This is a genomic window from Variovorax sp. JS1663, assembly GCF_002157355.1.
GTDB lineage: Bacteria > Pseudomonadota > Gammaproteobacteria > Burkholderiales > Burkholderiaceae_C > Variovorax.
This window is the reverse complement of sequence record NZ_LYMK01000021.1, coordinates 85576-109484: the sequence shown is the minus strand read 5'-3', so window position 1 is coordinate 109484 and position 23909 is coordinate 85576. Positions and strand designations below refer to the sequence as shown.

The window sequence follows — 23909 nt, the reverse complement described above, 5'->3', positions numbered from 1 at the left end:
CGGTCACGACCTGGAGGTCGTTGGCATGGATCGCCGCATTGACCTGCACGGCACGCGCGAGGATGGCGGCGTAGTCGGACTTGCTGGCATCGAGGCCCAGGCCGTCGATGGTCACGGTGCCGCCGCGCACCACGTAGCTGTCGAGTCCGCCAAGGGCGTTGTATTGCGGCGTGCCCGTCGTGAGCGTCACGCCGGCAGCATTGATGAAGGTGCCCCCACTGACCGATACGCCGGCTGGGTTCGCAAGGATGAACTCCGCCCGCTGGCCCGCGATCTCGACCGGTCCATTGATGTAAGACGGGTTGCTGGAGCTGACCTCGTTGACGATGACACGCGCCGGGCCTGTCGCGAGATAGGGGTTTGCGGTTATCCAGCCGCCGATGCCCGACTGCACGTTCATGCGCGAGTTGTTGACGATCACGCCTCGACCCGAGACGTCGAACTGGACGTACTGGTTCCTGGAGACGCCCGCCGCACTCGGCGTCGTGGTGTTGATGACTGGAATCCCGTTGGGCGCCACGAGGATCGTCGGGCGTGTGCCCCCAGGGGCCATGGGATTGGCGACGATCTGGGCGGGCGCCGGTGCCGCGGCGAGCAGCGCCGTCGCGAGCACCGCCGAAGTCGCCCCGCTGGCCTTGCCCGCGCTCATGGCGGCTTCGTGCACGACCATGCGCATGCCGCGTGCGGCGTTGAAGACGATACGGTGAAGGTGCCTGTTCAAGTTCTTGATCTCCCTGTGCATCCGGGGAGATCAAGCTCATGGCTTCAGCGTTGTTGCTGCCTCGCTCCCGTTGCGGGGCGCGATTCTGGGGCAGTTCTTCTCGGCAGAATCTGATCAATTGTTGCGGTGTCAACTCAGAAACAATGCTGAACGGCGCTTCCCAGGATCGAGCAGCGGTGCGGGTGAGGGCCTGTCGATAGCAGGCCAATCACGCCGCTTGACCTTCCCATGATGGTAGGGTTGAGACTTCCCGCACCCATCAGGAACAGGACTCCCATGAGCGACGCCTTGACCCTCCCCACCGCTGCCGGCAGCAGTGCGCCCACGCAATCGCTGCAGATCGAGGGCATGACCTGCGCGTCCTGCGTGATGCGCGTGGAGAAGGCGCTCGCCAAGGTGCCCGGCGTGGCCTCGGCCACCGTCAACCTGGCCACCGAGAAGGCGGAGATTCGGCTGGCCGATCGCGCGCTCGACGTGCAGAGCCTCATCGCCGCCGTGCAGAAAGCCGGCTACGAGGCGCACCGCGTCGAAGAAGAGGCCGCACCCGCGGCCGCACCGTCCGCACACGGCTGGCTCGATGCGTGGCCGGTCATCCTCTCCGCCCTGCTCTCGCTGCCGCTGATCCTGCCCATGCTGGGCCTGCTCGTGGGGCAGGACTGGGTGCTCGATGGCTGGGTGCAGCTCGCGCTGGCCACGCCGGTGCAGTTCTGGCTGGGCGCGCGCTTCTACCGCGCAGGCTGGAAGGCGCTGAAGGCTGGCGCAGGCAACATGGACCTGCTCGTCGCGCTCGGCACCACGGCCGGCTACGGGCTGAGCGTCTATCTGCTCATCGACCATGCCGGCCACGGCATGCCGCCGCATCTCTACTTCGAGGCCTCCGCGGTGGTGATCACGCTGGTGCTGCTGGGCAAGTGGCTCGAAGGCCGCGCCAAGCGCCAGACCACCGAGGCCATCCGCGCGCTGAATGCCCTGCGACCCGATCGCGCGCGCGTGCGCCGCGGCGGCGTCGACCGCGACGTGCACCTCGCCGACGTGAAGCTAGGCGACCTTGTGGTGGTGCGGCCCGGCGAGCGCGTGCCTGTCGATGGACGCGTGCTGGAAGGCGCGAGCGAGGTCGACGAATCGCTGATCACCGGCGAGAGCCTGCCGGTTGCCAAGCAGGCGGGCGACGGCGTGACAGGCGGCTCCGTCAACGGCCAGGGGCTGCTGCTGGTGCAGACCACGGCCGTGGGCGCCGAGACCACCCTGGCCCGCATCGTGCGTCTGGTCGAATCGGCCCAGGCGAAGAAGGCGCCGATCCAGCGCCTGGTCGACCGGGTCAGCAGCGTCTTCGTGCCGGTGGTGATCGTCATCGCGCTCGCGACCCTGCTGGGCTGGGGCCTGGGCGCCGGCGACTGGGAGCGCGCCATCCTCAACGCGGTGGCGGTGCTCGTGATCGCCTGCCCCTGCGCGCTCGGCCTGGCGACGCCGACCGCGATCATGGCCGGCACCGGCGTGGCCGCGCGCCACGGGGTGCTGATCAAGGATGCCGAGGCACTCGAGGTCGCGCATGCGGTGCAGGTGGTGGCCTTCGACAAGACCGGCACGCTGACCGAGGGCCGGCCGCAGCTGGTGGCCCTGGAGGCGGCGAACGGCGACACCGCCGGGCTGCTGCACGCCGCCGCGTCGCTGCAGGCCGGCAGCGAACACCCCCTGGCGCATGCGGTGCTGGAACGCGCGCGGCAAGACGGCATCGCGATCCCGCGCGCCGCGGAGCTGCGCGCGGTGGCCGGACGCGGCATGGCCGCCGACGTCGAGGGCCGCGCGCTGCGCCTGGGCAGCACCCGCTTCATGCGCGAGCTCTCGGTGCCGCTGGGCCGCTTCGATGCGCTGGCGACGCGGCTGCAGGCCGAGGGCCGCACGTTGTCCTGGCTGGCCGACGTGACAGACACGGGCAAAGGCCCCGTTCTGCTCGGCCTGCTCGCCTTCGGCGATGCGCCCAAGCCGCAGGCCGCGGCGGCCATCGCGCAGTTGCACGCGCAGGGCATCCGCACCGCGCTGGTCAGCGGCGACAACCGCGGCAGCGTGGAGGCCGTGGCACGGCAACTGAAGATCGACACCGTGCGTGCCGAGGTACTGCCCGAGGACAAGGCGGCCGTCATCGCCGCGCTCAAGGCGGAGGGCCAGCGGGTCGCGATGGTGGGCGACGGCATCAACGACGCGCCGGCGCTCGCCGCGGCCGACGTGGGCATCGCGATGTCCACCGGCACCGACGTCGCGATGCATGCCGCGGGCATCACGCTGATGCGCGGCGACCCCTCGCTGGTGGCCGATGCGATCGACATCTCGCGACGCACCTACGCGAAGATCCGCCAGAACCTGTTCTGGGCCTTCGTCTACAACGTGGTGGGCATCCCGCTGGCCGCTCTCGGCCTGCTGAGCCCGGTGATCGCGGGCGCGGCCATGGCCTTCAGCAGCGTCAGCGTGGTGGGCAATGCGCTGCTGTTGCGGCGCTGGACGGGAAAGGCACGATGAACATGGAACCCTTCAACATCGGCGAGGCCGCGGCGCGCTCGGGTGTCTCGGCCAAGATGGTGCGGCACTACGAATCGCTGGGCCTGATGCCCAGGGTGCACCGCACCGAGTCAGGCTACCGGCAATACACCGGCAACGACGTGCACACGCTGCGCTTCATCCGGCGGGCGCGGGACCTCGGCTTCAGCATGGCGGAGATCGCCGAGCTGCTGAAGCTCTGGCAGAACAAGCGCCGCGCCAGCGCGGACGTCAAGCGCATCGCACTGGCCCACGCCGCGGATCTGCGTCGGCGGATCGAGGAGATGGAGGCGATGAAGCGCACGCTGGAGCGCCTGGCCGACTGCTGCCACGGCGACCACAGGCCCGACTGCCCGATCCTGGACGAGCTGGCCGAGAACTGAAGCCTCAGCGCTGCCAGTCGCCCGGCACGTACACCTGCCCGTCCATCAGGCGGCGGGCGCTGCGGCTCATCACCGCCTTGGTCACGGTCCACGTGCCTGCGCTTTCCGACGCCTCGGCGCCCACCTTCAGCGTGCCCGAGGGATGACCGAAGCGCACCTCGTCGTGGCGCCCCTGGCCGAGCAGGCGTGAGACCAGCGTGCCCGGGATCGCAGCCGCCACCGCGATCGCGACCGCGCCGGTGCCGGTCATCGCGTGGTGCAGCTTGCCCATCGAGAGGATGCGGGCGCACAGGTCCATGTCCGCCTCGCGCACCGGCTTGCCACTCGACGCGGTGTAGCCGCGCGGCGCCGCGACGAAGGCGAGCTTGGGCGTGTGCGGGCGCTTCGCCGTCGCTTCCTCGGCGGATCTCGCCAGGCCCATGGCCACGGTCGCGTGCGCACGGATGGCCTCGCAGCGCGCGAGCAGCGCCGTGTCGTCGTTGAAGCCGCGCTGCAGTTCCGCCCCAGTCAGGCCCAGCGTGGCCGCGTCGATGAAGATGGTGGGGTTGCCAGCGTTGATCAGGGTCGCCTCGACGGCGCCCACGCCCGGCACGTCGATCACGTCGACCTGACGCCCCGTGGGGAACATCGCGCCGCCCTCGCCGCCCTCGTCCGCGCCGGGCTCGAGGAACTCCAGCTTGATCTCCGCCGCCGGGAAGGTGACGCCGTCGAGCTCGAAGTCGCCGGTCTCCTGCACCTGGCCGCCCTGCATCGGCACGTGCGCCACGATCTTCTTCTGGATGTTGGCCTGCCAGATCCGCACCGTGGCGATGCCGTCGGCAGGCGCCTGCACCAGGCCGCGCGCGATGGCGAAGGGCCCGACGGCGGAGGTGAGGTTGCCGCAGTTGCCGCTCCAGTCGACCACGGGCGACTCGATCGCCACTGCGCCGAAGAGATAGTCGACGTCGCAGTCCTCGCGCGTGCTGGGCCCGACGATGACCACCTTGCTGGTGCTGGAGGTCGCGCCCCCCATGCCGTCGATCTGCTTGGCGTAGGGGTCGGGGCTGCCCGTCACACGCAGCATCAGCGCATCGCACGCGGCGCCGGGCTGCCGTGCCGCTTCGGGCAGGTCGTCGGGCGTGAAGAACACCCCCTTGCTGGTGCCACCGCGCATGTACGTGGCGCGGACGGCGATCTGGGGCGTTATCGTGTTCATGGTTTTCCTTGGGTGAATGCAATGCACACCGGACTGCCCGTCTGCGCGATGGGTTGCACCTGCGCCTGCGCGTCGCCGCCCGGCAGGGCAACGATGGTGTCGGCGTCCTCGTTGGCGGCCAGCAGCGTCGATGCGCCCGGCAGGCCGGCGATGAAGCGCGGCACCTGGCCGCCCGTGCCGATCCACGAGGGCGCGCTCAATGCGCCACGCCCGGGCTCGACGGCAAAGCGAACCACGCTCCCGTGGCCGCGGTTGGAAACGAACAGCAGGTTCTGCTGCGCGAGGTACACGATGCCCGCGGCCGTGTTCTCGCCGGCGAAGTCTTCGGGAACGCTCGGGACGCGCTGGAAGGGCGCGAGCCTGCCGCTGTCGCGGTCGAAGGATGCGCCGAGGACCTGGCTCGAAAGCTCCAGCACGATCCAGGCGTGCCGGCCTTCGGGCGACAGGACCATGTGGCGCGGACCGCCGCCCGGCGCCACCTCGAGCGACGCTGTGAGCGACAGGCGCCCGGACCTTTCGTCGAACGCAAGTGTGTGCACCGCATCCGCGCCTTTGTCCGGCACGAGCAGCCAGCGCCCCGACGGATCGAAGACGAGCTGGTGCGGGTGCGGTCCGCGCTGCTGGCTGCGGTGCGGGCCCATCCGTTCCGGCAAGGCCAGGCGGTGGGCCACGTCGCCCAGGGACCCGTCGTCCTGCACCGGGAGCGACACCACGCTGCCGGTCGCGTAGTTGGCCACCAGCACCCAGCGCGCCCGGGGGCTGAAGACCAGGTGGACCGGGTTGCGGCCCTGCGTGCCGCGCCTGCCGATCGGGCAGAGCGCACCGTCCGGCGAGATCGCGAAGCTGCTGACCGCGTCGCCGTCGCCATGGACGGCGTGGAGGCAGCGCCCGGCACGGTCGATGGCGAGGTAGGACGGGTTGTCGCCGGCCTCTATCGTGCGGGCATGGACCCATCGGCCATCGGCTTCCACATCGAAGACCTCGATCCCCCGCCCGCGGGCATGGCGCTCGCGCGTCGTGCGGCAGCCGACATAGGCCCGGCCCGGACAGTTCGGCGGTTGGAGGCTGGCGTTCGGATTCATGGCTTGACGCTGTGATGAAATGAATTTTATGATCACTTTAGACATTTCACAATTCATCAATCGGAGACAAGCCCTATGACGACCATCCGCCGCAGGACGCTCCTGCACGCCACCGCCGCCGCCCTTCCCCTGGCGCTCGGCCTCCGGCCAGGCGCCGCCCAGGACAAGTTCCCGGGCAAGCCGGTCACCCTCATCGTTCCGCAGCCGGCCGGCTGCGATGCCGACGTGGTGTGCCGCAGCCTGCAGACGAAGATGCAGGAGGTCCTGGGCCAGCCGGTGGTGATCGACAACCGCGGCGGCGCCGGCGGCAACATCGGCACCGCGCTCGGCGCCAAGGCGGCGCCGGACGGCTACACCGTCACCTTCGTCAACCAGGGCACCATGGCGCTCAACCCCGCGCTTTACCCCAACCCGGGCTACAAGGTGGACGCGCTGGCGCCGGTCACCTGGCTGACGTCGATCGACCTGGTCATCGTGGCGCACCCCTCGGTACCGGCCGCCAACCTCAGGGAGTTCCTCGATCTCGCGCGCAAGGCGCCCGGCAGGTACACCTACGGCACCGCCGGCAACGGCAGCGCCAACCATCTGGCCGGCGAGATGCTCAAGTCGATGGCCAAGGTCGACATCACGCACGTGCCGTACAAGGGCGGCGGGCCGGCCATCATCGCGGCGCTCGGCGGCGAGATCAGTGCGGTGGTCGCCTTCCCGCTGGCCGCGCTGCCGCACATCCGCGCCGGCAAACTCAAGGCCCTGGCCGTGACGGGCAAGCAGCGATCCCGGGCGCTGCCGGACGTGCCGACGGTCGCCGAAAGCGGCGTGGGCGGCTACGAGTTCGCCTCGTGGATGGGCCTGGTCGTGCCCAAGGGAACGCCAGACGCCGCCATCCAGGCCCTCCATGCGGCCGCCGCCGCGGCGTTGAAGGACAAGGACGTGGCCGAGCGCCTGGCCGCCGGCATGACCGAGCCCGTCGGCGCGGGGCCGAAGGAGTTCGGTGCGCTGATCGCACGCGAGGGCCAGCGCTGGTCCGCGCTGATCAAGCAGTACGGCATGAAGATCGACTGAGCGCCCGGCACCCTAGACTAGCGGGATGCCCAAGGCCAACGCCCCCGCCACCCCTGACCTGACCTCGCTGCAGCAGCGCGTGGTGCGCGAGATCGTCGCGCTCGTGCGGCGCGACAACCGCCTGGCCGGCGACCATCTGCCCGAGGTGCACATCGCCCAGCGCATCGGCACCTCGCGCTCGCCGGTGCAGTCGGCGTTGCGGCACCTCGCCCAACTGGGCGTGCTGCAGCAGGACGTGAACCGCGGCTACTTCCTGAGCGTGGACGCCAAGGACTGGGACGGCGCGGTCGCCGGCCTGCTCTCGACCGACGACCCGCTCTACCTGCGCATCGCCGAGGACCGGCAGGCCGGCGCGCTGCCCGACGAGCTGAGCGAGGCCGAGCTGATGCGCCGTTACGGCGTGGCGCGCAGCACGCTGCGCAAGGTGCTGTCGCGCATCTCCGAAGAAGGCTGGATCGAGCAGAGCATGGGCCACGGCTGGCGCTTTCTCTCGATGATCGATTCGCCGGATGCGTACGAGGAGAGCTATCTCTTCCGCCAGTCGATCGAGCCCGGCGCCCTGCTGGGCCCATCCTTCGTGGCCGTGCCCGCCCAGCTCAAGCAGCTGCGCCGGGAACAGCAGCGCATCGTCGATGGCGGCTTCGAGACGATGACGCCCATCGAGCTCTTCGAATCGAACAGCCACTTCCACGAGACGCTGGCCGAGTGGGGGCACAACCGCTTCGTGCTCCAGTCGGTGCGCCGCATCAACCAGCTGCGGCGCCTGATCGAGTACCGCCAGGCCGCGCAGCGCCGCGCGCGGCACACCCAGGCCGCCGAGCACCTGGCCATCCTCGATGCCATCGAGCAGCAGGACCTGGTGCAGGCGGCCAGCCTGATGCGCGCCCACCTGGACGGCGCGCGCCGGGCCAAGCTGCGCGATCCGCAAGTCTTCTCGCACGCAGCCTGAGTGCCGCGGGGCGCTGGCATGAAGCCGGGGAAAACCCTCGGCTGTTTTTGACGATATTGATCACAAAATACAATCAACCGAGAGCGCAAAGCCTTCGCGTCATGGTCCAGCCGGGCCACTCATGAACACCCCACAAGGAGATCCCCCATGCGTGCTTCCATTCGACGTCTTCTCGGCATCGCGGCCACCGCAGGCATCCTCGCCGCGGCCCCATCGGCACATGCGCTGGACATGGTGCGCTTCATGGCGCCCGGCTCGCCGGGCGGCGGCTACGACCAGACGGCCCGCACGCTGGGCAAGGCCCTCGTCGAGGCCGGCGCCGCCAAGAGCGCGATGTACGACAACAAGAACGGGGCCGGCGGCACGCTGGGGCTGGCGCAGTTCACCAACAGCGCCAAGGGCGACGTGAACGCCCTGTGCGTGATGGGCGCCATCATGGTCACCGGCATCGTGCAGAACAAGCCGCAGATCACGCTGGCGAACGTCACGCCCATCGCGCGCCTCTTCACCGAATACAACGTGATCGCCGTGCGCAAGGACTCGCCCTACCGCAGCTTCGACGAGCTGATGGCGGACTTCAAGAAGAACCCTTCGGGCGTGAAGTGGGCCGGCGGCTCCAAGGGCTCGGTCGACCACATCGGCACTGCCGAACTCGCCGGCGCGGCGGGCGTGCCCGTTGCCAAGGTCAACTACATCCCCTTCGGCGGTGGCGGCGAGGTGATCTCGGCAACGCTGGGCGGGCATGTCTCCGCCATCACCGGCGGCTATGCCGAACTTGCCAAGTACATCGAGGGCGGCCAGTTCCGCGTGCTCGCCGTCGGCTCGCCCACGCGCATGCCGGGCGTGGATGCGCCGACGCTGAAAGAGGCCGGCTACAACATCGAGATCGGCAACTGGCGCGGTGTCTACGGCGCCGCCAACCTCACGCCCGCGCAGCGCAAGGAACTCACCGACGCCGTGCTCGCCGCCACCCAGACCAAGGTGTGGCAGGACGCGCTGAAGACCAACGCCTGGTCGCCCAGCGTCATCAGCGGCGACGCGTTCGGCAAGTTCGTGGACGACGAGCATGAGCGCCTGCGTGCCGTGATGACCAAGGTCGGCCTGATCTGAGCGCCCCGTCGAAAGAGCCACGATGAAAACCCCACCCGTCATCCAGCACCTTCCGCTCGCCGGCCGTTCGGTGCGCTACGTCTCCATCGCCGAGGTGCCTGGCGTCGATGCCCTGCCCTTCTCGCTGCGCATCCTGCTGGAGAACCTGCTGCGGCAGGCGAGCCGCGGGGTCGACGCGCAGGCCGAGATCGATGCGCTGCTGGCCCGGCGCGTGGGCAGCGGCCTGAGCTTCTATCCCGTGCGCGTCTTCGGCCAGGACATCCTGGGCCAGGTGATGCTGGTGGACATGGCCGGCCTGCGCGATGCCGTGGCCGACGCCGGCGGCGATGCGTCCGCGGTGCGCCCCAAGGTGCCGGTGGACGTGATCATCGACCACTCGCTGCAGGTCGACCGCTGGGCCAGCCCCGACGCCCGCCGCATCAACCTTGAGCGCGAGTACGAACGCAATGCAGAGCGCTTTGCCTTCCTGCGCTGGTGCAGCAGCAGCTTCGAGGGCGTGCGCATCGTGCCGCCGGGCAAGGGCATCATGCACCAGCTCCACATCGAGCACATCGGCAAGGTGGTGTGGACCGAGACGGACGCACAGGGCGAACTGGCGATGCCCGACACCTGCGTCGGCACCGACAGCCACACGCCCATGATCAACGGCCTGGGCGTGCTGGGCTGGGGTGTGGGTGGCATCGAGGCCGAGGCAGTGATGGTCGGCAAGCCGGTCGCGCTGGCGCTGCCCGAGGTCGTGGGCATCGAGGTGAAGGGCCGGCTGCGCGAAGGCGTGCTGCCCACCGACATGGTGCTCGCCATCACCGAGAAGATGCGCGGACTGGGCGTGGTCGGCAAGTTCGTCGAGTTCTTCGGCAGCGGCCTGGAAGCCCTGTCGCTCGGCGACCGCGGCATGATCGCCAACATGGCGCCGGAGTACGGCGCGACGGCGGTCTACTTTCCCGTCGACCGCCGCACCATGGACTACCTGCGCATGACGGGCCGCGACGAAGTCCAGCTGGCGCTGGTGGAGGCCTACGCCCGCGCACAAAAGCTCTGGCGCGACGAGACGACGCCCGCACCCGCCTTCGACGAGGTGGTCACGCTCGACCTCGACGCCATCCGCCCCTGCCTCGCCGGCCCGCGCAACCCCGAGGACCGGCTCGACCTGGAAACCGTGCCGACAGCCTTCCTGGGCCATCACCAGGAGATCGCCGGCCGTCCGGTCGATCCCGCCCGCGCCGTCCCCGTGGCGGGCGAGGACTTCAGCCTGCACGACGGCGCCGTGGTCATCGCGGCCATCACCAGCTGCACCAACACCGCCAATCCGGTGAACATGATGGCCGCCGGGCTGGTGGCGAAGAAGGCGGTCGCGCTGGGCCTGCGCACCCGGCCCTGGGTCAAGACCTCGTTGGTGCCGGGCAGCCACGTCACGGCCGCGGTGCTCGAGAAGGCAGGCCTCCAGCAGGCGCTCGACCAGCTCGGCTTTCACGTCGCCGGCTTCGGCTGCACCACCTGCAATGGCGGCTCCGGCCCATTGCCGGAAGCGCTGGCCGAGGCGATCGAGCGCGAGAAGCTGGTGGCGACCGCCGTGCTGTCCGGCAACCGCAACTTCGAAGGGCGCATCCATCCCAACGTGCGCGCCGCCTACCTGGGATCGCCCGCGCTGGTCGTGGCGTATGCGCTGGCCGGATCGGTCACCATCGACGTGACGCGCGAGCCCCTGGGCACCGGCACCGACGGGCAGCCGGTGTACCTGCGCGACGTGTGGCCCACGTCGCAGGAGATCGCGGCGGCGGTGGACGGGGCCTACGAGCCGGAGATCTTCCGCGCCAAGTACGCCGACCTGTTCGACGGCGGCGCGCCCTGGGACGCGCTGGCCGGCGAGCGCGGCGAGCGCTTCGCCTGGCAGGAGAACAGCACCTACGTGCGCCGCCCCCCCTACTTCGAGCAACTCACGCGCCAGCCCGAAGCCGTGCAGGACATCGTCGGCATGCGCCCCCTGGTCATCCTGGGCGACTCGGTGACCACCGACCACATCTCGCCCTCCGGCGCCATCAGCCTGGGCACGCCCGCGGCCGACTTCCTGCTGGCCAAGAGCATCGAGCAGCGCGACTTCAACAACTACACCACCCGCCGCGGCAACCACGAGGTCGCGGTGCGCGCGACCTTCGCCAACATCCGCCTGCGCAACCGCATCGTGCCGGGGGTCGAGGGCGGCATGACGCGGCTGATGCCCGAGGGCAGCACCCTGCGCATCTTCGAGGCCGCCAACGAGTACCTTCGCCGCGGCGTGCCGCTGACGGTGATCGCCGGCCGCAACTACGGCTGCGGCTCCTCGCGCGACTGGGCGGCCAAGGGCGTGGCCCTGCTCGGCGTGAAGACGGTGATCGCCGAGAGCTTCGAGCGCATCCACCGGACCAACCTGGTGGGCATGGGCGTGCTGCCGCTGCAGTTCGAGCCCGGCACCACGGCCGAGTCGCTGGGCCTGGACGGCAGCGAGACCATCGATGTCGTCGGTCTCCGCGAGGACCTCGAGGTCGGCGCCACGGTGCAGGCGGTGATCCATCGCGCCGACGGCAGCATCCGGACGGTGCCCCTGACCGTGCGGCTGGACACCGCCGAGGATGTCGAGTACTGGCGGCACGGCGGCATCCTCCCGCGCGTGTGGCGCGACTACGTGGGCGCGGGACCGGGCGACCGCACCGATCAGCCGGGCGCCGCTTAAGTCTTGCGCTCGTAGCGGATCGATCCGAGGTCATCAAATTCCATCCAATGGAATTGGATGGCTGCGCACCCGGCGCATGCCGCCTAAGCTTCGCCCATGCCCTGCACCACCGGGCGAAGAAGAGACATCCATGCGCGCATCCCCTCGCCATTCCGTGCACCGCCGCGGCTTCCGTCGGCTCGCCGCATCGGCCGCCCTCGCGATGCTGGCGGCTGCCAGCCCCCTGGTCCACGCGGCCTTTCCCGACAAGCCTCTGCGCAATCATCGTCCCCTTCGCGCCCGGCGGCGGCACCGACGCCATCACGCGCGCCCTGGGCATCGGCATGTCGCAGGCATTGGGCCAGCCGGTGATCGTGGACAACAAGCCGGGCGCCGGCACCGTCATCGACACCGACGCGGTCGCCAAGAGCGCGCCCGACGGCTACACGCTGGTGATGTCGACCTTCGCGCATGCGGTCAACCCGTCGCTGCAACCGAAGATGCCCTACGACACCGACAAGGCCTTCGCGCCGGTGGCGCTGATCGGCATCTCGCCCAACGTGCTGGTGGTGCGGGCCGACCAGCCCTACAAGACGGTGGCCGACGTCCTCGCCGCAGCCAAGGCCAAGCCCGGCAAGCTGACCTTCGCCTCGCAGGGCAACGGCACCTCGGCGCACCTGGCCGGCGAACTCTTCAAGAGCCTGGCCAAGGTGGACATCACGCACGTGCCCTACCGCGGCGCCGGGCCGGCCATGACCGACCTGCTCGGCGGCCAGGTCGACATGATGTTCGCCACCGCGGCCGCGGCCCGCCCCTTCGTCAGCGCCGGAAAAATGCGCGCGCTGGCAGTGACCACAGCGCAGCGATCGCCGGCCTACGCCGACGTGCCCACGCTGGCCGAGGCCGGCGTCGCGGGCTACGCGGCGGAGAGCTGGTACGGGCTCTATGGACGCGGCAGCAACGCGTGCACCATTCGATCGCCCTGCTGCACACGATGCCCAAGCCGGTGATCGCGGCGGTGAACGGCTCGGCCAACGGCCTGGGCGCGGACATGGCGCTGGCTTGCGATTTCGTGATCGCCCCGGAGGATGCGAGCTTCGCCTGGAGCTACATCAAGCGCGGGCTGATTCCGGATGGCGGCGGCATGTATTTCCTGCCGCGGCGCGTAGGGCTGTCACTCGCGAAGCAACTCATCTTCACCGGGCGCAAGGTGGAAGCCGCGGAGGCGCTCTCGCTCGGCATCGCCGACCGCATGAGCCGGCCGGATGCATTGCTTACCGATGCGCAGGCCTGGGCGCGTGAGCTCAGCGCGGGCTCGGCCGCGGCGCTGGCGCTGAGCAAGTCCATCATCGACAAGAGCTTCGAGCTGCCGGCCGAGCAGGTCTTCGCGCAGGGCAGCCAGGCGCAGGGCATCTGCTACACGACGCAAGAGCATCGCGACGCGGTGCTGGTTTTCCTGAACGCGAGCAAGGAGAAGCAGGCATGAGCGAACAGAACCCCATCGCGCGCTTGCTGAAGCCGCGCAGCGTGGCGGTGATCGGCGCCTCGGCCGACCCGGGCAAGACGGCAGGCCGGCCGGTGGCCTACCTGCAGAAGCATGGCTTCAGCGGCACGATCTATCCGGTGAATCCGCGCGCCGCCGAGATTGGCGGCTTGAAGAGCTATCCCGACGTGGCGACACGCTGCGCGACTTCGCGCCGCTCACCGTGGTGGGCTTCATTCCGCATGCGGTGGTGGTGCGGCCGGACTTTCCCGCGAAGACGCTGCAGGAGCTGGTCGCGATGGGCAAGGCCGCGCATCGACGCGGCGCTGCTCGAGCGGCTGCCGCGCCTGCGCCTCATCAGCCAGACCGGCAAGCTCGCAGGCCACGTGGACCTGGAGGCCTGCACCGCGCGCGGCGTGGAGCGCGACAACTACGAGCGCTACTTCGGCATCGCTTTCGACCACGTCAATCGCTTTGCCGAGGGCTCGCTGACGGAAGCCGTCAATCCGGAGGCGTTGGCGGCCCTGCGCCGCTGAGGGTCGCGCCCGGCGAAGGCGCCGGGGGTGACATGATCGCCAGGGTGTACCTGACGAGGAACGCCATCCGCGCATGAAGACCCCCGACATCGCTTTCCAATCCGCCGACAGCTTCACCCGCGCCGAGTTGGCAGCCCTGTGGAACCGGGCCTACGAGCACTACTTCGTGCCGGTGGCCTTCGACGAGCAGCGCCTCGCGCGGCACCTGCGGCGCGCGGACGTGGACCTGGCGCAGTCCCGCGTGCTGGTGGCCGACGGTGAGCCGGCGGGCCTGTCGCTGGTGGGCCGGCGGCAGTCGCGGGCCTATCTCGCGGGCTTCGGTATCGCGAGCGCGCAACGACGTCGCGGGCTGGCGCGCCGGTTGATCGAGGTGCAGCTCGCGGCCATATCGGCGGCCGGCACGCAGGAGGTGGCGCTGGAAGTGATCGAGCAGAACCCCGCCCGCCTGCTCTATGCCGAAGCCGGCTTCGAGGCGCTGCGGCCGCTGGAACTGCTGGAGGGCACGCTGGAGATGCGCACCACGGAATCCAAGACCCTGGATATGGCGCAGTTGGCAGCCGTGCATGACCACTGCAGCACCATCGTGCGCCCGACCTGGCGCCGCGAATGGCGCACTGTGCTGGACGCGATCGAGCACGAGGACGCGGTCGCCATCGGCGTGCAGCGGGCGGGAGAGATCACAGGCTATGCGCTGCTGCCCGACCCGGCTCTGCACGACGGCACGCTGCTTGATGCCGCGGCCATCGACGAGGCCGCCGCGCACGCCCTGCTGGATGCGCTTTCCGCCACGCGGTCCGGCACCCGCTGGCGCCTGGTCGACGAGCCCGACGGCAGCCTCCTGTTGGGTGCGGCGAAGGCGCGGGGCTTGGCGCCCGCCCTTCGCCAGATCGAGATGCGCCGGCGCTTCTAGCTAGGCGCGCTTCAACGGCGCCGCGCCGGAACTTCGGACTGCTTCGCCATGCAGCCAGCTCAGGAATGCCTCCACCGGCGGACGCTTCGCATGCCGGGGCGGGTACACGGCGAAATGAGCCTTGATCTTGATCGCCATGTCGGGCGGGAAGACGGGCCTGAGCTTGCCCTCCGCCAAGTGCATGTTGGCGGTCGTCGCGCTCTCCAGTGCCACCCCCAGTCCCTGCGTGGCGGCATCCAGTGACATCTGCGCACGGTCGAAGCGGACCGCGAACCGATCCGGCGCGCGCAGCTTCGTCAGGCCGCCGAACCAGTCCGACCACTGGACGATGCTCACGTTGCTCTGGATCAACGGCACCTGAAACAGTTGCTCGGGCCGCTTGAGGCGGTGCTCGCGGATGAACGATGGACTCGCGAGCGGAAGGATGTACTCCTCGAACAACGGCTCGACGATCAGGTCCGGCCACTGCGGGATGCCGTAACGGATGTCGATGTCGGCCTGACCGAGTGCGAAGTCGCTCTGCGTATGAGCCGCCGAGAGGTTCAGTGCGATGTCCGGGCAGGCCAGCGCGAAGGCCTTGAGCCGGGGGATCAGCCACAGGCTGCCGATGCTGGGCGCCGAATGCACGTAGAGGCTGTTGCTCACGCCCTGGCGCAAGTCGTCGGTGGCGACGGAGATCGCCGACAGCGCGCCGCCCACGCGCGATAGATATTGATCTCCGGCCATGCTCAGCCGAACGCCATGCGCACTGCGCTCGAACAGCCGCACGCCGAGTTGAGACTCCAGGCGGGCCACCTGGTGGCTCACTGCCGAAGCAGTCAAGTGAAGCTCGGACGCCGCGAGCGCGAAGCTGCGGCGTCGCGCGACAGCCTCGAAGGCCTGCAGATTGACGATGGGCGGCAATAGCGGCATGGGGTCAACCCGGTCTTTGAATGACGGATCGTCATCTTAGTCTGATAACTCTTCGCTTGTCGTCATGTTCGTTCGCCGCAACCATACGCAGGACGCCACGCCAGGCATCGGCCTTCGCGCCATGACGCGCCTTCCGATCGACGTGCTGGCGCCTGGCTTCACCCCTTTCTCAATTCATCAGGAGACAACTCAAATGCTTCTCGAAAACAAGGTTGCCGTCATCACCGGGGGCGCTGGTGTCAACGGCCTGGGCTTCGCGACCGCGCGCCTCATGGCGGCCCATGGCGCCCGCGTGGCGATCCTCGACCTGGCACGTGCAGAGCCGCAAGCCGCCGCCGCGTCGATCGGCGCAGAGCACCTGGGCCTGGTGGCCGACGTGACCGACAAGGCGTCCTGCGACGCGGCCATCGCGGCGGTGATCGAGCGCTTCGGACGCATCGACGCGCTGGTCAACAACGCCGGCATTACCCAGCCGGTGAAGACGCTCGACATCACCGCGTCGGATTACGACCGCATCCTCGATGTGAGCCTGCGCGGCACGCTGTACATGTCGCAGGCGGTCCTGCCGCAGATGCAGCGCCAGTCGGAGGGTTCGATCATCTGCATCTCATCCGTGTCGGCACAAAGGGGCGGCGGCATTCTCGGCGGCCCGCACTACTCCGCCGCCAAGGCCGGCGTGCTCGGCCTGGCCCGCGCGATGGCGCGCGAGTTCGGCGCCGACCACATCCGCGTGAACAGCATCACGCCCGGCCTGATCGGCACGGACATCATCAAGGGCAAGCTCACCGAGGAGAAGAAGGGCGAGATCGCCGAGACGATTCCACTCGCTCGGCTGGGCCGCGCGGAGGACATCGCCGGCGCCTGCGTCTTTCTGGCCAGCCCGCTCTCGGCGTACTGCACGGGCATCACCCTCGATGTCAATGGCGGCATGCTGATCCACTGACCCGACCGACCGATTTCGACCACCACTGGAGACAAACATCATGCAACGCAGACATCTCGTCCTCGCCGCCTTGATCGCATCCGCTGTCGCGGCGACGGCACAGGCGCAGACCACCAAGCTCACGCTGGGCCATGGCGCAGCGCCTGGAAATCCGCGGCACGAGGCCGCCATCAAGTTCGCCGAATCCATCAAGGCCAGGACCAGCGGCCGCTACGAGGTGCAGGTCGCGCACTCGTCGCAGCTCGGCGACGACGCCGCCATGGTGACGGCACTGCGCTCCGGCACGCTGGACATGTCCGCCAACAGCCAGGGCGCGATCGCCAACGTCGTGCCGGAATACGCGGCGCTCGGCCTGCCCTTCCTGTTCAAGGACATCGAAAGCGCCTGGAAGCTGCTCGACAGCCCCGTCGGCGAAGACTTGGCCAAGCGCACCGCGGCGAAGGGGATGGTGGTGCTGGGCTACTGGGACAACGGCATTCGCCACATCACCAACGGCAAGCGCCCGATCAAGTCGCCGGCCGACATGAAGGGCCTGAAGATCCGCACGCCCCCGGACGCCATGACCATGGACATCATGCAGGCGCTCGGTGCGGACGCGCAGCAGATCAAGTTCTCCGAGTTGTACGTGGCGCTGCAGCAGGGCGTGGTAGATGGGCAGGAGAACCCGCTCGCCAACATTGCCTCGGCCAAGCTGTACGAAGTGCAGAAGTACCTGTCGCTGACCGGCCACAACTACCAGGCGAACCCATTCGTGATGAGCAAGCGCTCCTGGGACCGCCTGAATCCCGCCGACCAGAAGCTGTTCCAGGAAGCGGCGGTGGAGGCGACGCAGTACCAGCGCAAGCTGTCCAAGGAAGCCGACGAGAAGCTGCTGGCCGAACTCAAGGCCAAGGGCGTGCAGGTCGAAACGGTTCAGCGCGGCCCGTTCGTCGAGGCCACCCGCAGCGTCTACAACAAGTGGTCGAGCGGCGCGACCGGCGACTTCGTCAAGCGCGTGATGCAGCATGCCCAGTAGGCCGCACCGGGAAGCTCGTATGCAAGTTCTTGACTTGATCGACCGCACGATCGGCACGTTGTGCCGCGGCGTGCTCTACCTCACGCTGTCGGTGGTGTTCGCGATCCTCAGCGCCAACGTGTTCCTTCGCTACGTCTCGGGCACCAGCCTGGCCTCGGCCTCCGAACTGCCGGAACTGCTGTTCCCCTGGATGATCATGGCCGGCGTCGTGCTGGCCGCGCAGCACGGCTCGCACATCGCCGTGGTGCTTCTCACACAGAAGCTCGGCACTGCACGCCGCTGGGTGCTGGGAGGCGGCTCGCTGGTGGTGGCGGTGCTGTACGGCTCGCTGGCCGCAATGGCCTGGCCGTTGGCCGAGGTCGCAGCCGACGAGCGGACGCCAATGCTGCAGGTGCCTGGCTCCTACAGCGTCTGGTGCCTGATGTTGGGCTTCGGCCTGCTGGCCCTCACTACGCTCTGTCACCTGCCCAAAGTGTGGCGGGGCGTCCAGGAAAGCACCGAAGAACAGGCGGAAGCCGCCGCGCACGGAGCATGAAATGACCGCAGTGATCATCGTTCTCTTCGTCGCCGCGGCGCTGTTGTCGATCCCGATCGCCCATGCGCTGGTGCTGGCCTCCGTGGGTGGTCTGTTGCTCATCGACCGGGTGCCCGTGCACCTGGCGATCGAGCAGATGCTGGCCCAGACCCAGAGCTTTCCGCTCATCGCCATTCCCTTCTTCATGCTGACCGGCGCACTGATGGTCAGCGGGCGACTCGGCAAGAGCCTGGTCGACCTGCTGTCGATGATGATCGGCCGCGTGCACGGCGGGCCGGCACAGGTAGGTGTGCTGTCCTCCACCATCTTCGGCGGCGTCTCGGGCTCGGCGGTGGCGGATGCCTCGGCCATCGGCTCGATGCTGATCCCCTGGCTGAAGCGCCTCGGCTACCCCGCTCCGTTCGCGGCAGGCACGCTGGCCGCAGCCGCCACCATCGACATCCTGATCCCGCCCTCGATCCCGATGATCGTGTACGCGCTGGTCTCGGGCGCGTCGATCGGCGCACTGTTCGTCGCGGGCATCCTGCCCGGCCTGCTGATGTGCGGCGGCTTCATGCTGGTCTGCTACGTTCAGGGGCGGCGGCGCAACTTCCCACGCGACACCACGCCCTTCCAGTGGAGCGCCTTCGGCAAGCAGCTGGCTTTTGCGGGCCCCGCCCTGCTCATGCCGGTGCTGATCATCGTCTTCCTGCGCTTCGGCATCGCGACGCCGACCGAGGTGAGCGTGATGTCCACGCTGTACGCACTGGTGGTGGCCGGCGTCATCTACCGCGACCTGACGCTCGCCAAGCTCAAGCATGCCGCGATCGAGGCCGGCATCTCCACCGGCGTGGTCCTGCTGATCATCATGGCCTCCAGCGTGGTGGGATGGATCGTCACCTACGAACAACTGCCGGCCGAGTTCACCCGCTTCGCCAAGGAGACGCTCCAGTCGCCCTGGATGATCATTCTGGCGATGAACCTGATCATGCTGGCCACCGGCATGTTCATCGACCTGCCCGCAGCCGTGCTGCTGCTCACGCCCATGTTCGTTCCGCTGGCTGCAGCCGTCGGCATGGACACCGTGCAGCTCGGGATCATGATGATCGTGAACCTCTCCATCGGGCTGTACCACCCGCCCATCGGCACCACGCTCTTCATCACCAGCTCGATCGCCAAGGTGCGTATCGGCGATGTCGTGAAGGAGCTGATTCCCTTCTATGGGGTTGCCATCGCGCTGCTGCTCGGCTTCGCGTATCTCCCCTGGCTGACCATCCGTTGACCACCTCATCTTCATGGAAACACAAATGACCGACCTCTCCGCACTTTCCGAGCGGGCTCATCGAATCCGCCGCTACGCCCTGCGCATGGGCGAAGTGCAAGGCCAGGGCTACATCGGCCAGGCGCTCGGCTGGGCCGATGTGCTCGCCGCCGCCTACGGCCACGCCATGAACTACCGGCCGGAAGACCCGCGCTGGGAAGGCCGCGATCGCTTTCTGCTCTCGCACGGCCACTACGCCATTGCCTTCTACGCCGCGCTCATCGAGGCCGGCATCGTGCCCGAGGAAGAACTCGAAACCTACGGCAGCGACGACAGCCGACTTCCCATGTCGGGCATGGCGACCTACACGCCCGGCATGGAAATGTCGGGTGGCTCGCTGGGCCAGGGCCTGCCGATCGCGGTCGGTATGGCGCTCGGCCTGCGCCACAAGGGCAGCGCCTCGTTCGTCTACAACTCGATGTCGGACGGCGAGCTGGACGAGGGCTCGACCTGGGAGGCTGCGATGTCCGCCGCCCACCATGGGCTGGGCAACCTGATCTGTCTGGTCGACATCAACAATCAGCAGGCCGACGGCGCCTCGGGCAAGGTACTCGGCTTCGAGCCGCTGGCCGACAAGTGGGCCGCCTTCGGCTGGCACGTTCAGCGCGTGGACGGCAACGACCTGCCTGCCGTGGTGGCTGCCTTCGATGCTGCCAAGAACCTGAAGGTCGCGAAGCCCCGCGTGATCCTCTTCGACACGCTGATGGGCAAAGGCGTTCCTTTCCTCGAGACGCGCGACAAGAACCACTTCATCCGCGTCGATCCGCCCGAATGGCAGCAGGCCATCGACCACCTGGACCAGAACCGCCCCTGAGAGGACATGCAATGAACACCACGACCACCCCGGCCAAGCCACGCCTGACGACCTCGGCCATGATCGCCTCCATTGCCGGCGAGGGCCAGCGCGTGAAGGCTGCCCCCTTCGGCAAGGCCCTCGTCGAACTGGGCCGCGAGCGCCCCGAGATCGTCGGCATGACGGCCGACCTCGCCAAGTACACCGACCTGCACCTGTTCGGCCAGGCCTATCCCGAACGCTTCTTCCAGATGGGCATGGCGGAGCAACTGCTCATGGGCGCCGCCGGCGGCATGGCGAAGGAAGGGTTCATTCCCTTCGTCACCACCTACGCCGTGTTCGGAACGCGTCGCGCTTTCGACTTCGTGCATCAGGTGATCGCCGAGGAGAACCTCAACGTCAAGATGTGCTGTGCGCTCCCGGGCCTGACCACCGGCTATGGACCCAGCCATCAGGCCACCGAGGACCTGGCACTGATGCGGGGCATCCCGGGGCTGACCATCGTCGACCCCTGCGACGCGCTGGACATCGAGCAGGCCGTGCCGCAGATTGCCGACCACCCGGGCCCGGTGTACATGCGCCTGTTGCGTGGCAATGTGCCCCTGGTGCTCGACGAATACGACTACAAGTTCGAGCTGGGCAAAGCCAAGCTGCTGCGCGACGGTCAGGACGTGTTGATCATCTCCAGCGGCTTCATGACCATGCGCTCGCTCGAAGTCGCGCAGGCGTTGGAGAAAGACAGCGTCAAGGCTGCGGTGCTGCATGTGCCGACCATCAAACCGCTGGACGAGGCGACGATCCTTTCGGAAGTCAAGCGCGCTGGCCGCCTCGTGGTGGTGGCGGAGAACCACTCGGTCATTGGCGGCCTGGGCGAGGCAGTGGCCGGCCTGCTGCTGAACACCGGCAATGCACCGAAGCAGTTCCGCCAGATCGCGCTGCCGGATGCGTTCCTCGATGCGGGCGCACTGCCGACGCTGCACGACCGCTACGGCATTTCGACGGAAACCATGACGGCCCGGATCAAGGGCTGGCTCTAGGCCGAGGGCTTCGCGTGGACGGCTGGAAACCGGGCTTACGAAGACTGTGGGCTCTGGGACAGCCTCGGGGCCTGCCCCCCGCACTTCGCCAGATCGAGATGCGCCGGCGCTTCTAGCGGCCCGCGCGGCGCCGCTCGCGGGCGCGCCGCACCTGGCGGCTGTCCGAGGCCTCCCTGGCCTGGCGCTCGCGCTCACTGCGCTTGTCGCGCGTGCGCTTCGACAGCCAACGCGCGAGCAGGAAGCTGCAGGCGCAGGTCACGACCAGGATGAAGATGCCGACCGGCCCGAAGTCCATGTGCGCCTCCTCAGAGCACGCGGACGATGCCGCTGGGCTTGAAGCCCAGGTCCGCCGCCTTGCCCTTGCGCGCGCGGCTGCCGCGGGCGTTGTTGAGGCTGCGGATCTCCAGCGTCTCCTCGCGCTCCTTGCCGCCGCGGCCGATGCCTTCGATTTTCACGCTGCGCGTGTAGGCCGCGGCACCCGCCAGGGTGTCCTTGGCATCGAGGTCGATCAGCGTGAGGCCGCGGCCACCCTTGGGCAGCGCCTTCATCTCGAGGATCTCGAAGGTCAGGATGCGCCCGCCGGCGGAGGCGCAGGCCACATGGGTGGCCGGCGGCATCGGCTCGGCGCCGCTCGCGCCGCCCACCAGCGAGGGCCGGCACAGCTGTTCGCCCTCGCCCACGTCGACGAAGGCCTTGCCGCCGCGCTGGCGCGAGATCATGTTCTCGACCGAGGCGATGAAGCCGAAGCCACCCGTGCTGGCCAGCAGCAGCGCGGCGCCGGCCGGGCCCGCGAAGTAGTGCGCGGGATGCGTGCCGCTCTCCAGGTCGATCAGCGTCGTGATCGGCTGGCCGTCGCCGCGGCCGCCCGGCAGCGAGGCCACGGCCACGCTGTAGACGCGCACGCTCTTGTCCTTGGCGGTGCCGAAGACCAGCAGCGTGTCGACCGAGCGGCATTCGAAGGCGCCGTAGAGCGCATCGCCGGACTTGAAGCTGTACTCGGGCGCGCCCGCGCCGTTGGTCCGCTCGCTGGCCCAGCCCTTCTGCGTGCGCACCCAGCCCTTCTGCGAGACGATCACCGTGACCGGCTCGTCCACCACGCGCACCTCGGCCACGGCACGCTTCTCGGCCTGGATCAGCGTGCGGCGCGGGTCTTCGAAGGTCTTGGCATCGGTCTCGATCTCCTTGACCAGCAGGCGGCGCAGCGCGGCCGGGCTGCCGAGGATGTCTTCCAGCTTCTTCTGCTCCTCGCGCAGGTTCTTCAGCTCCTGCTCGATCTTGATGGCCTCCAGCCGCGCGAGTTGGCGCAGGCGGATTTCCAGGATGTCCTCGGCCTGCCGATCGGTGAGGCCGAAGCGGGCGATCAATGCGGCCTTGGGCTCGTCCGAGGCGCGGATGATCGCGATCACCTCGTCGATGTTGAGCAGCACCAGCTGCCGCCCCTCGAGGATGTGGATGCGGTCCTGCACCTTGCCGAGGCGATGGCGCGAGCGCCGCTCGACGGTGAGCTCGCGGAAGGCGATCCACTCGTTCAGCATCTGGCGCAGCGACTTCTGCGTCGGCTTGCCGTCGATGCCCACCATCGTGAGGTTGATCGGCGCGGAGCTCTCGAGCGAGGTCTGCGCCAGCAGCGTGGTGATGAATTCCTCCTGGCTGATGCGCGAGGTCTTGGGCTCGAACACCAGGCGCACCGGCGCGTCCTTGCTGGACTCGTCGCGCACGCCGTCGAGCACCGCGAGCACGGCCGCCTTGAGCTGGGTCTGCTCGGCGCTCAGCGCCTTCTTGCCGGCGCGCACCTTGGGGTTGGTGAGCTCCTCGATCTCCTCCAGCACCTTCTGCGAGCTGACGCCCGGCGGGAGCTCATGCACCACCAGCTGCCACTGGCCGCGCGCCAGGTCCTCGATCTTCCAGCGCGCGCGCACCTTGAGCGAGCCGCGGCCGCCGCGGTAGGCCTCGGCGATCTCGGCCGGGCTGCTGATGATCTGCGCACCGCCGGGGTAGTCGGGGCCGGGCACCAGGGCGAACAGTTCCTCGTCGGGGAGCTTGCCGTTGGACTTGATCAGCGCCACGCAGGCGTCGGCCACCTCGCGCAGGTTGTGGCTGGGGATCTCGGTGGCCAGGCCGACCGCGATGCCGCTGGCGCCGTTGAGCAGGGTGAAGGGCAGGCGCGCGGGCAGCAGGCGCGGCTCGTCGGTGGAGCCGTCGTAGTTGGGGATGAAGTCGACCGTGCCTTCGTCGATCTCGTCGAGCAGCAGGCTGGTGATGCGGGCGAGCCGGGCCTCGGTGTAGCGCATGGCCGCGGCGCCGTCGCCGTCGCGGCTGCCGAAGTTACCCTGGCCGTCGACCAGCGGATAGCGCTGCGAGAAGTCCTGCGCCATGCGCACCAGCGCGTCGTAGGCGGCCTGGTCGCCGTGCGGGTGGAAACGGCCCAGCACGTCGCCGACCACGCGCGCGCTCTTGACGGGCTTGGCGCCGACGGTGCCGTTGGCACCGCCGAAGCCCAGGCCCATGCGCGACATCGAATAGAGGATGCGCCGCTGCACCGGCTTCTGGCCGTCGCTGACGTCCGGCAGCGCGCGGCCCTTGACGACCGAAAGCGCGTATTCGAGGTAGGCGGTCTGCGCGTAATCGGCCAGCGTGAGGGCCCCGTCCTCTTCGGGACTCTGGAAATCGAGGGGAGGTTGGGAATCCATGGCGAGAGAGTCTGTGAGAGCGGCAAGTGTAGTGG

At 68.9% G+C, this 23909-nt stretch carries 19 protein-coding genes and 3 pseudogenes; 16 read left to right on the top strand and 6 right to left on the bottom strand.

Translation table 11 applies throughout. The features are described 5' to 3' along the window. The coding region (locus A8M77_RS18670) for a two-partner secretion domain-containing protein (RefSeq protein WP_143694653.1) at nucleotides 1–721 on the bottom strand (721 nt) is incomplete at its 3' end. Nucleotides 722–997: 276 nt separating this feature from the next. Here A8M77_RS18670 and A8M77_RS18665 point away from each other — a divergent pair. Beyond that, on the top strand, nucleotides 998–3235 hold the full coding sequence (locus A8M77_RS18665; RefSeq protein WP_272947444.1) for a heavy metal translocating P-type ATPase: 2238 nt from the start codon (nucleotides 998–1000) through the stop codon (nucleotides 3233–3235). Further along, the gene (gene cueR / locus A8M77_RS18660) at nucleotides 3232–3636 is read left to right on the top strand and encodes a Cu(I)-responsive transcriptional regulator (RefSeq protein WP_086923004.1); all 405 of its coding nucleotides are present in this window, start codon (nucleotides 3232–3234) and stop codon (nucleotides 3634–3636) included. Before A8M77_RS18665 ends, cueR begins: the two co-directional genes overlap by 4 nt. A gap of 4 nt (nucleotides 3637–3640) precedes the next feature. Here the strand turns inward: cueR and prpF are convergent, their stop codons facing one another. Together prpF and A8M77_RS18650 are read right to left on the bottom strand one after the other, a co-directional pair. Next, nucleotides 3641–4831: a 2-methylaconitate cis-trans isomerase PrpF gene (gene prpF / locus A8M77_RS18655; protein ID WP_086923003.1), complete on the bottom strand. Its 1191-nt coding sequence runs from the start codon at nucleotides 4829–4831 to the stop codon at nucleotides 3641–3643. After that, complete coding sequence (locus A8M77_RS18650) at nucleotides 4828–5913, bottom strand: lactonase family protein (RefSeq protein WP_158100947.1); 1086 nt, start codon at nucleotides 5911–5913, stop codon at nucleotides 4828–4830. The genes prpF and A8M77_RS18650 overlap by 4 nt, the downstream gene beginning before the upstream one ends. Before the next feature lie 75 nt (nucleotides 5914–5988). On the opposite strand from A8M77_RS18650, the gene A8M77_RS18645 reads away from it, so the two are divergent. The 8 genes and pseudogenes from A8M77_RS18645 (at nucleotide 5989) to A8M77_RS18610 (ending at nucleotide 14649) form a co-directional block, all read left to right on the top strand. Continuing rightward, nucleotides 5989–6975, top strand: coding sequence for a Bug family tripartite tricarboxylate transporter substrate binding protein (locus tag A8M77_RS18645; protein ID WP_086923001.1), 987 nt, complete (start codon nucleotides 5989–5991; stop codon nucleotides 6973–6975). 25 nt (nucleotides 6976–7000) lie between these two features. After that, on the top strand, nucleotides 7001–7924 hold the full coding sequence (locus A8M77_RS18640; protein WP_086923000.1) for a GntR family transcriptional regulator: 924 nt from the start codon (nucleotides 7001–7003) through the stop codon (nucleotides 7922–7924). Between the two features lie 147 nt (nucleotides 7925–8071). Next, nucleotides 8072–9034, top strand: coding sequence for a Bug family tripartite tricarboxylate transporter substrate binding protein (locus A8M77_RS18635; RefSeq protein WP_086922999.1), 963 nt, complete (start codon nucleotides 8072–8074; stop codon nucleotides 9032–9034). A gap of 22 nt (nucleotides 9035–9056) precedes the next feature. Beyond that, nucleotides 9057–11741, top strand: coding sequence for an aconitate hydratase AcnA (gene acnA / locus A8M77_RS18630; RefSeq protein ID WP_086922998.1), 2685 nt, complete (start codon nucleotides 9057–9059; stop codon nucleotides 11739–11741). A 202-nt stretch (nucleotides 11742–11943) separates the two neighbouring features. Beyond that, nucleotides 11944–12667, top strand: a pseudogene (locus A8M77_RS18625) (tripartite tricarboxylate transporter substrate binding protein); the annotation flags it as partial. After that, nucleotides 12562–13206 (top strand): annotated as a pseudogene (locus tag A8M77_RS18620) (enoyl-CoA hydratase/isomerase family protein); the annotation flags it as partial. The pseudogenes A8M77_RS18625 and A8M77_RS18620, both read left to right, overlap by 106 nt. Continuing rightward, nucleotides 13203–13400 (top strand): annotated as a pseudogene (locus tag A8M77_RS36600) (CoA-binding protein); the annotation flags it as partial. The pseudogenes A8M77_RS18620 and A8M77_RS36600, both read left to right, overlap by 4 nt. Nucleotides 13401–13812: 412 nt before the next feature. After that, nucleotides 13813–14649, top strand: a complete 837-nt coding sequence (locus A8M77_RS18610; protein WP_086922997.1) for a GNAT family N-acetyltransferase — start codon at nucleotides 13813–13815, stop codon at nucleotides 14647–14649. Here the strand turns inward: A8M77_RS18610 and A8M77_RS18605 are convergent, their stop codons facing one another. Continuing rightward, on the bottom strand, nucleotides 14650–15561 hold the full coding sequence (locus A8M77_RS18605; protein WP_086922996.1) for a LysR substrate-binding domain-containing protein: 912 nt from the start codon (nucleotides 15559–15561) through the stop codon (nucleotides 14650–14652). A gap of 193 nt (nucleotides 15562–15754) precedes the next feature. Between A8M77_RS18605 and A8M77_RS18600 the strand changes: the two genes are divergently transcribed. Genes A8M77_RS18600 through A8M77_RS18575 form a run of 6 tightly spaced genes read left to right on the top strand, consistent with a single transcriptional unit; the run spans nucleotide 15755 to nucleotide 21184 of the window. Then, nucleotides 15755–16504 carry an SDR family NAD(P)-dependent oxidoreductase gene (locus tag A8M77_RS18600; RefSeq protein ID WP_086922995.1) on the top strand — a complete coding sequence of 250 codons (750 nt, stop codon included), beginning with the start codon at nucleotides 15755–15757 and terminating at the stop codon, nucleotides 16502–16504. 40 nt (nucleotides 16505–16544) lie between these two features. Continuing rightward, nucleotides 16545–17519: a TRAP transporter substrate-binding protein gene (locus A8M77_RS18595; RefSeq protein ID WP_086922994.1), complete on the top strand. Its 975-nt coding sequence runs from the start codon at nucleotides 16545–16547 to the stop codon at nucleotides 17517–17519. 19 nt (nucleotides 17520–17538) lie between these two features. Continuing rightward, entirely contained in the window at nucleotides 17539–18054 is a 516-nt protein-coding gene (locus A8M77_RS18590; RefSeq protein ID WP_086922993.1) for a TRAP transporter small permease, read from the top strand. 1 nt (nucleotide 18055) lies between these two features. Further along, entirely contained in the window at nucleotides 18056–19315 is a 1260-nt protein-coding gene (locus A8M77_RS18585) for a TRAP transporter large permease (RefSeq protein WP_086922992.1), read from the top strand. 25 nt (nucleotides 19316–19340) lie between these two features. Beyond that, nucleotides 19341–20168, top strand: coding sequence for a transketolase (locus A8M77_RS18580; RefSeq protein ID WP_086922991.1), 828 nt, complete (start codon nucleotides 19341–19343; stop codon nucleotides 20166–20168). Between the two features lie 11 nt (nucleotides 20169–20179). After that, nucleotides 20180–21184, top strand: a complete 1005-nt coding sequence (locus tag A8M77_RS18575; protein ID WP_086922990.1) for a transketolase family protein — start codon at nucleotides 20180–20182, stop codon at nucleotides 21182–21184. Between the two features lie 112 nt (nucleotides 21185–21296). On the opposite strand, the gene A8M77_RS18570 is transcribed toward A8M77_RS18575, so the two are convergent. Both A8M77_RS18570 and parC read right to left on the bottom strand, forming a co-directional pair. Continuing rightward, complete coding sequence (locus tag A8M77_RS18570; RefSeq protein ID WP_086922989.1) at nucleotides 21297–21479, bottom strand: hypothetical protein; 183 nt, start codon at nucleotides 21477–21479, stop codon at nucleotides 21297–21299. 10 nt (nucleotides 21480–21489) lie between these two features. Beyond that, complete coding sequence (gene parC, locus A8M77_RS18565; RefSeq protein WP_086922988.1) at nucleotides 21490–23874, bottom strand: DNA topoisomerase IV subunit A; 2385 nt, start codon at nucleotides 23872–23874, stop codon at nucleotides 21490–21492. Nucleotides 23875–23909: the final 35 nt, after the last annotated feature.

Coding starts and splice junctions, on each gene's coding strand:
- A8M77_RS18665 (WP_272947444.1), top strand. CDS start 998: ATGAGCGACGCCTTGACCCTCCCCACCGCTGCCGGCAGCAGTGCGCCC.
- cueR (WP_086923004.1), top strand. CDS start 3,232: ATGAACATGGAACCCTTCAACATCGGCGAGGCCGCGGCGCGCTCGGGT.
- prpF (WP_086923003.1), bottom strand. CDS start 4,831: ATGAACACGATAACGCCCCAGATCGCCGTCCGCGCCACGTACATGCGC.
- A8M77_RS18650 (WP_158100947.1), bottom strand. CDS start 5,913: ATGAATCCGAACGCCAGCCTCCAACCGCCGAACTGTCCGGGCCGGGCC.
- A8M77_RS18645 (WP_086923001.1), top strand. CDS start 5,989: ATGACGACCATCCGCCGCAGGACGCTCCTGCACGCCACCGCCGCCGCC.
- A8M77_RS18640 (WP_086923000.1), top strand. CDS start 7,001: ATGCCCAAGGCCAACGCCCCCGCCACCCCTGACCTGACCTCGCTGCAG.
- A8M77_RS18635 (WP_086922999.1), top strand. CDS start 8,072: ATGCGTGCTTCCATTCGACGTCTTCTCGGCATCGCGGCCACCGCAGGC.
- acnA (WP_086922998.1), top strand. CDS start 9,057: ATGAAAACCCCACCCGTCATCCAGCACCTTCCGCTCGCCGGCCGTTCG.
- A8M77_RS18610 (WP_086922997.1), top strand. CDS start 13,813: ATGAAGACCCCCGACATCGCTTTCCAATCCGCCGACAGCTTCACCCGC.
- A8M77_RS18605 (WP_086922996.1), bottom strand. CDS start 15,561: ATGCCGCTATTGCCGCCCATCGTCAATCTGCAGGCCTTCGAGGCTGTC.
- A8M77_RS18600 (WP_086922995.1), top strand. CDS start 15,755: ATGCTTCTCGAAAACAAGGTTGCCGTCATCACCGGGGGCGCTGGTGTC.
- A8M77_RS18595 (WP_086922994.1), top strand. CDS start 16,545: ATGCAACGCAGACATCTCGTCCTCGCCGCCTTGATCGCATCCGCTGTC.
- A8M77_RS18590 (WP_086922993.1), top strand. CDS start 17,539: ATGCAAGTTCTTGACTTGATCGACCGCACGATCGGCACGTTGTGCCGC.
- A8M77_RS18585 (WP_086922992.1), top strand. CDS start 18,056: ATGACCGCAGTGATCATCGTTCTCTTCGTCGCCGCGGCGCTGTTGTCG.
- A8M77_RS18580 (WP_086922991.1), top strand. CDS start 19,341: ATGACCGACCTCTCCGCACTTTCCGAGCGGGCTCATCGAATCCGCCGC.
- A8M77_RS18575 (WP_086922990.1), top strand. CDS start 20,180: ATGAACACCACGACCACCCCGGCCAAGCCACGCCTGACGACCTCGGCC.
- A8M77_RS18570 (WP_086922989.1), bottom strand. CDS start 21,479: ATGGACTTCGGGCCGGTCGGCATCTTCATCCTGGTCGTGACCTGCGCC.
- parC (WP_086922988.1), bottom strand. CDS start 23,874: ATGGATTCCCAACCTCCCCTCGATTTCCAGAGTCCCGAAGAGGACGGG.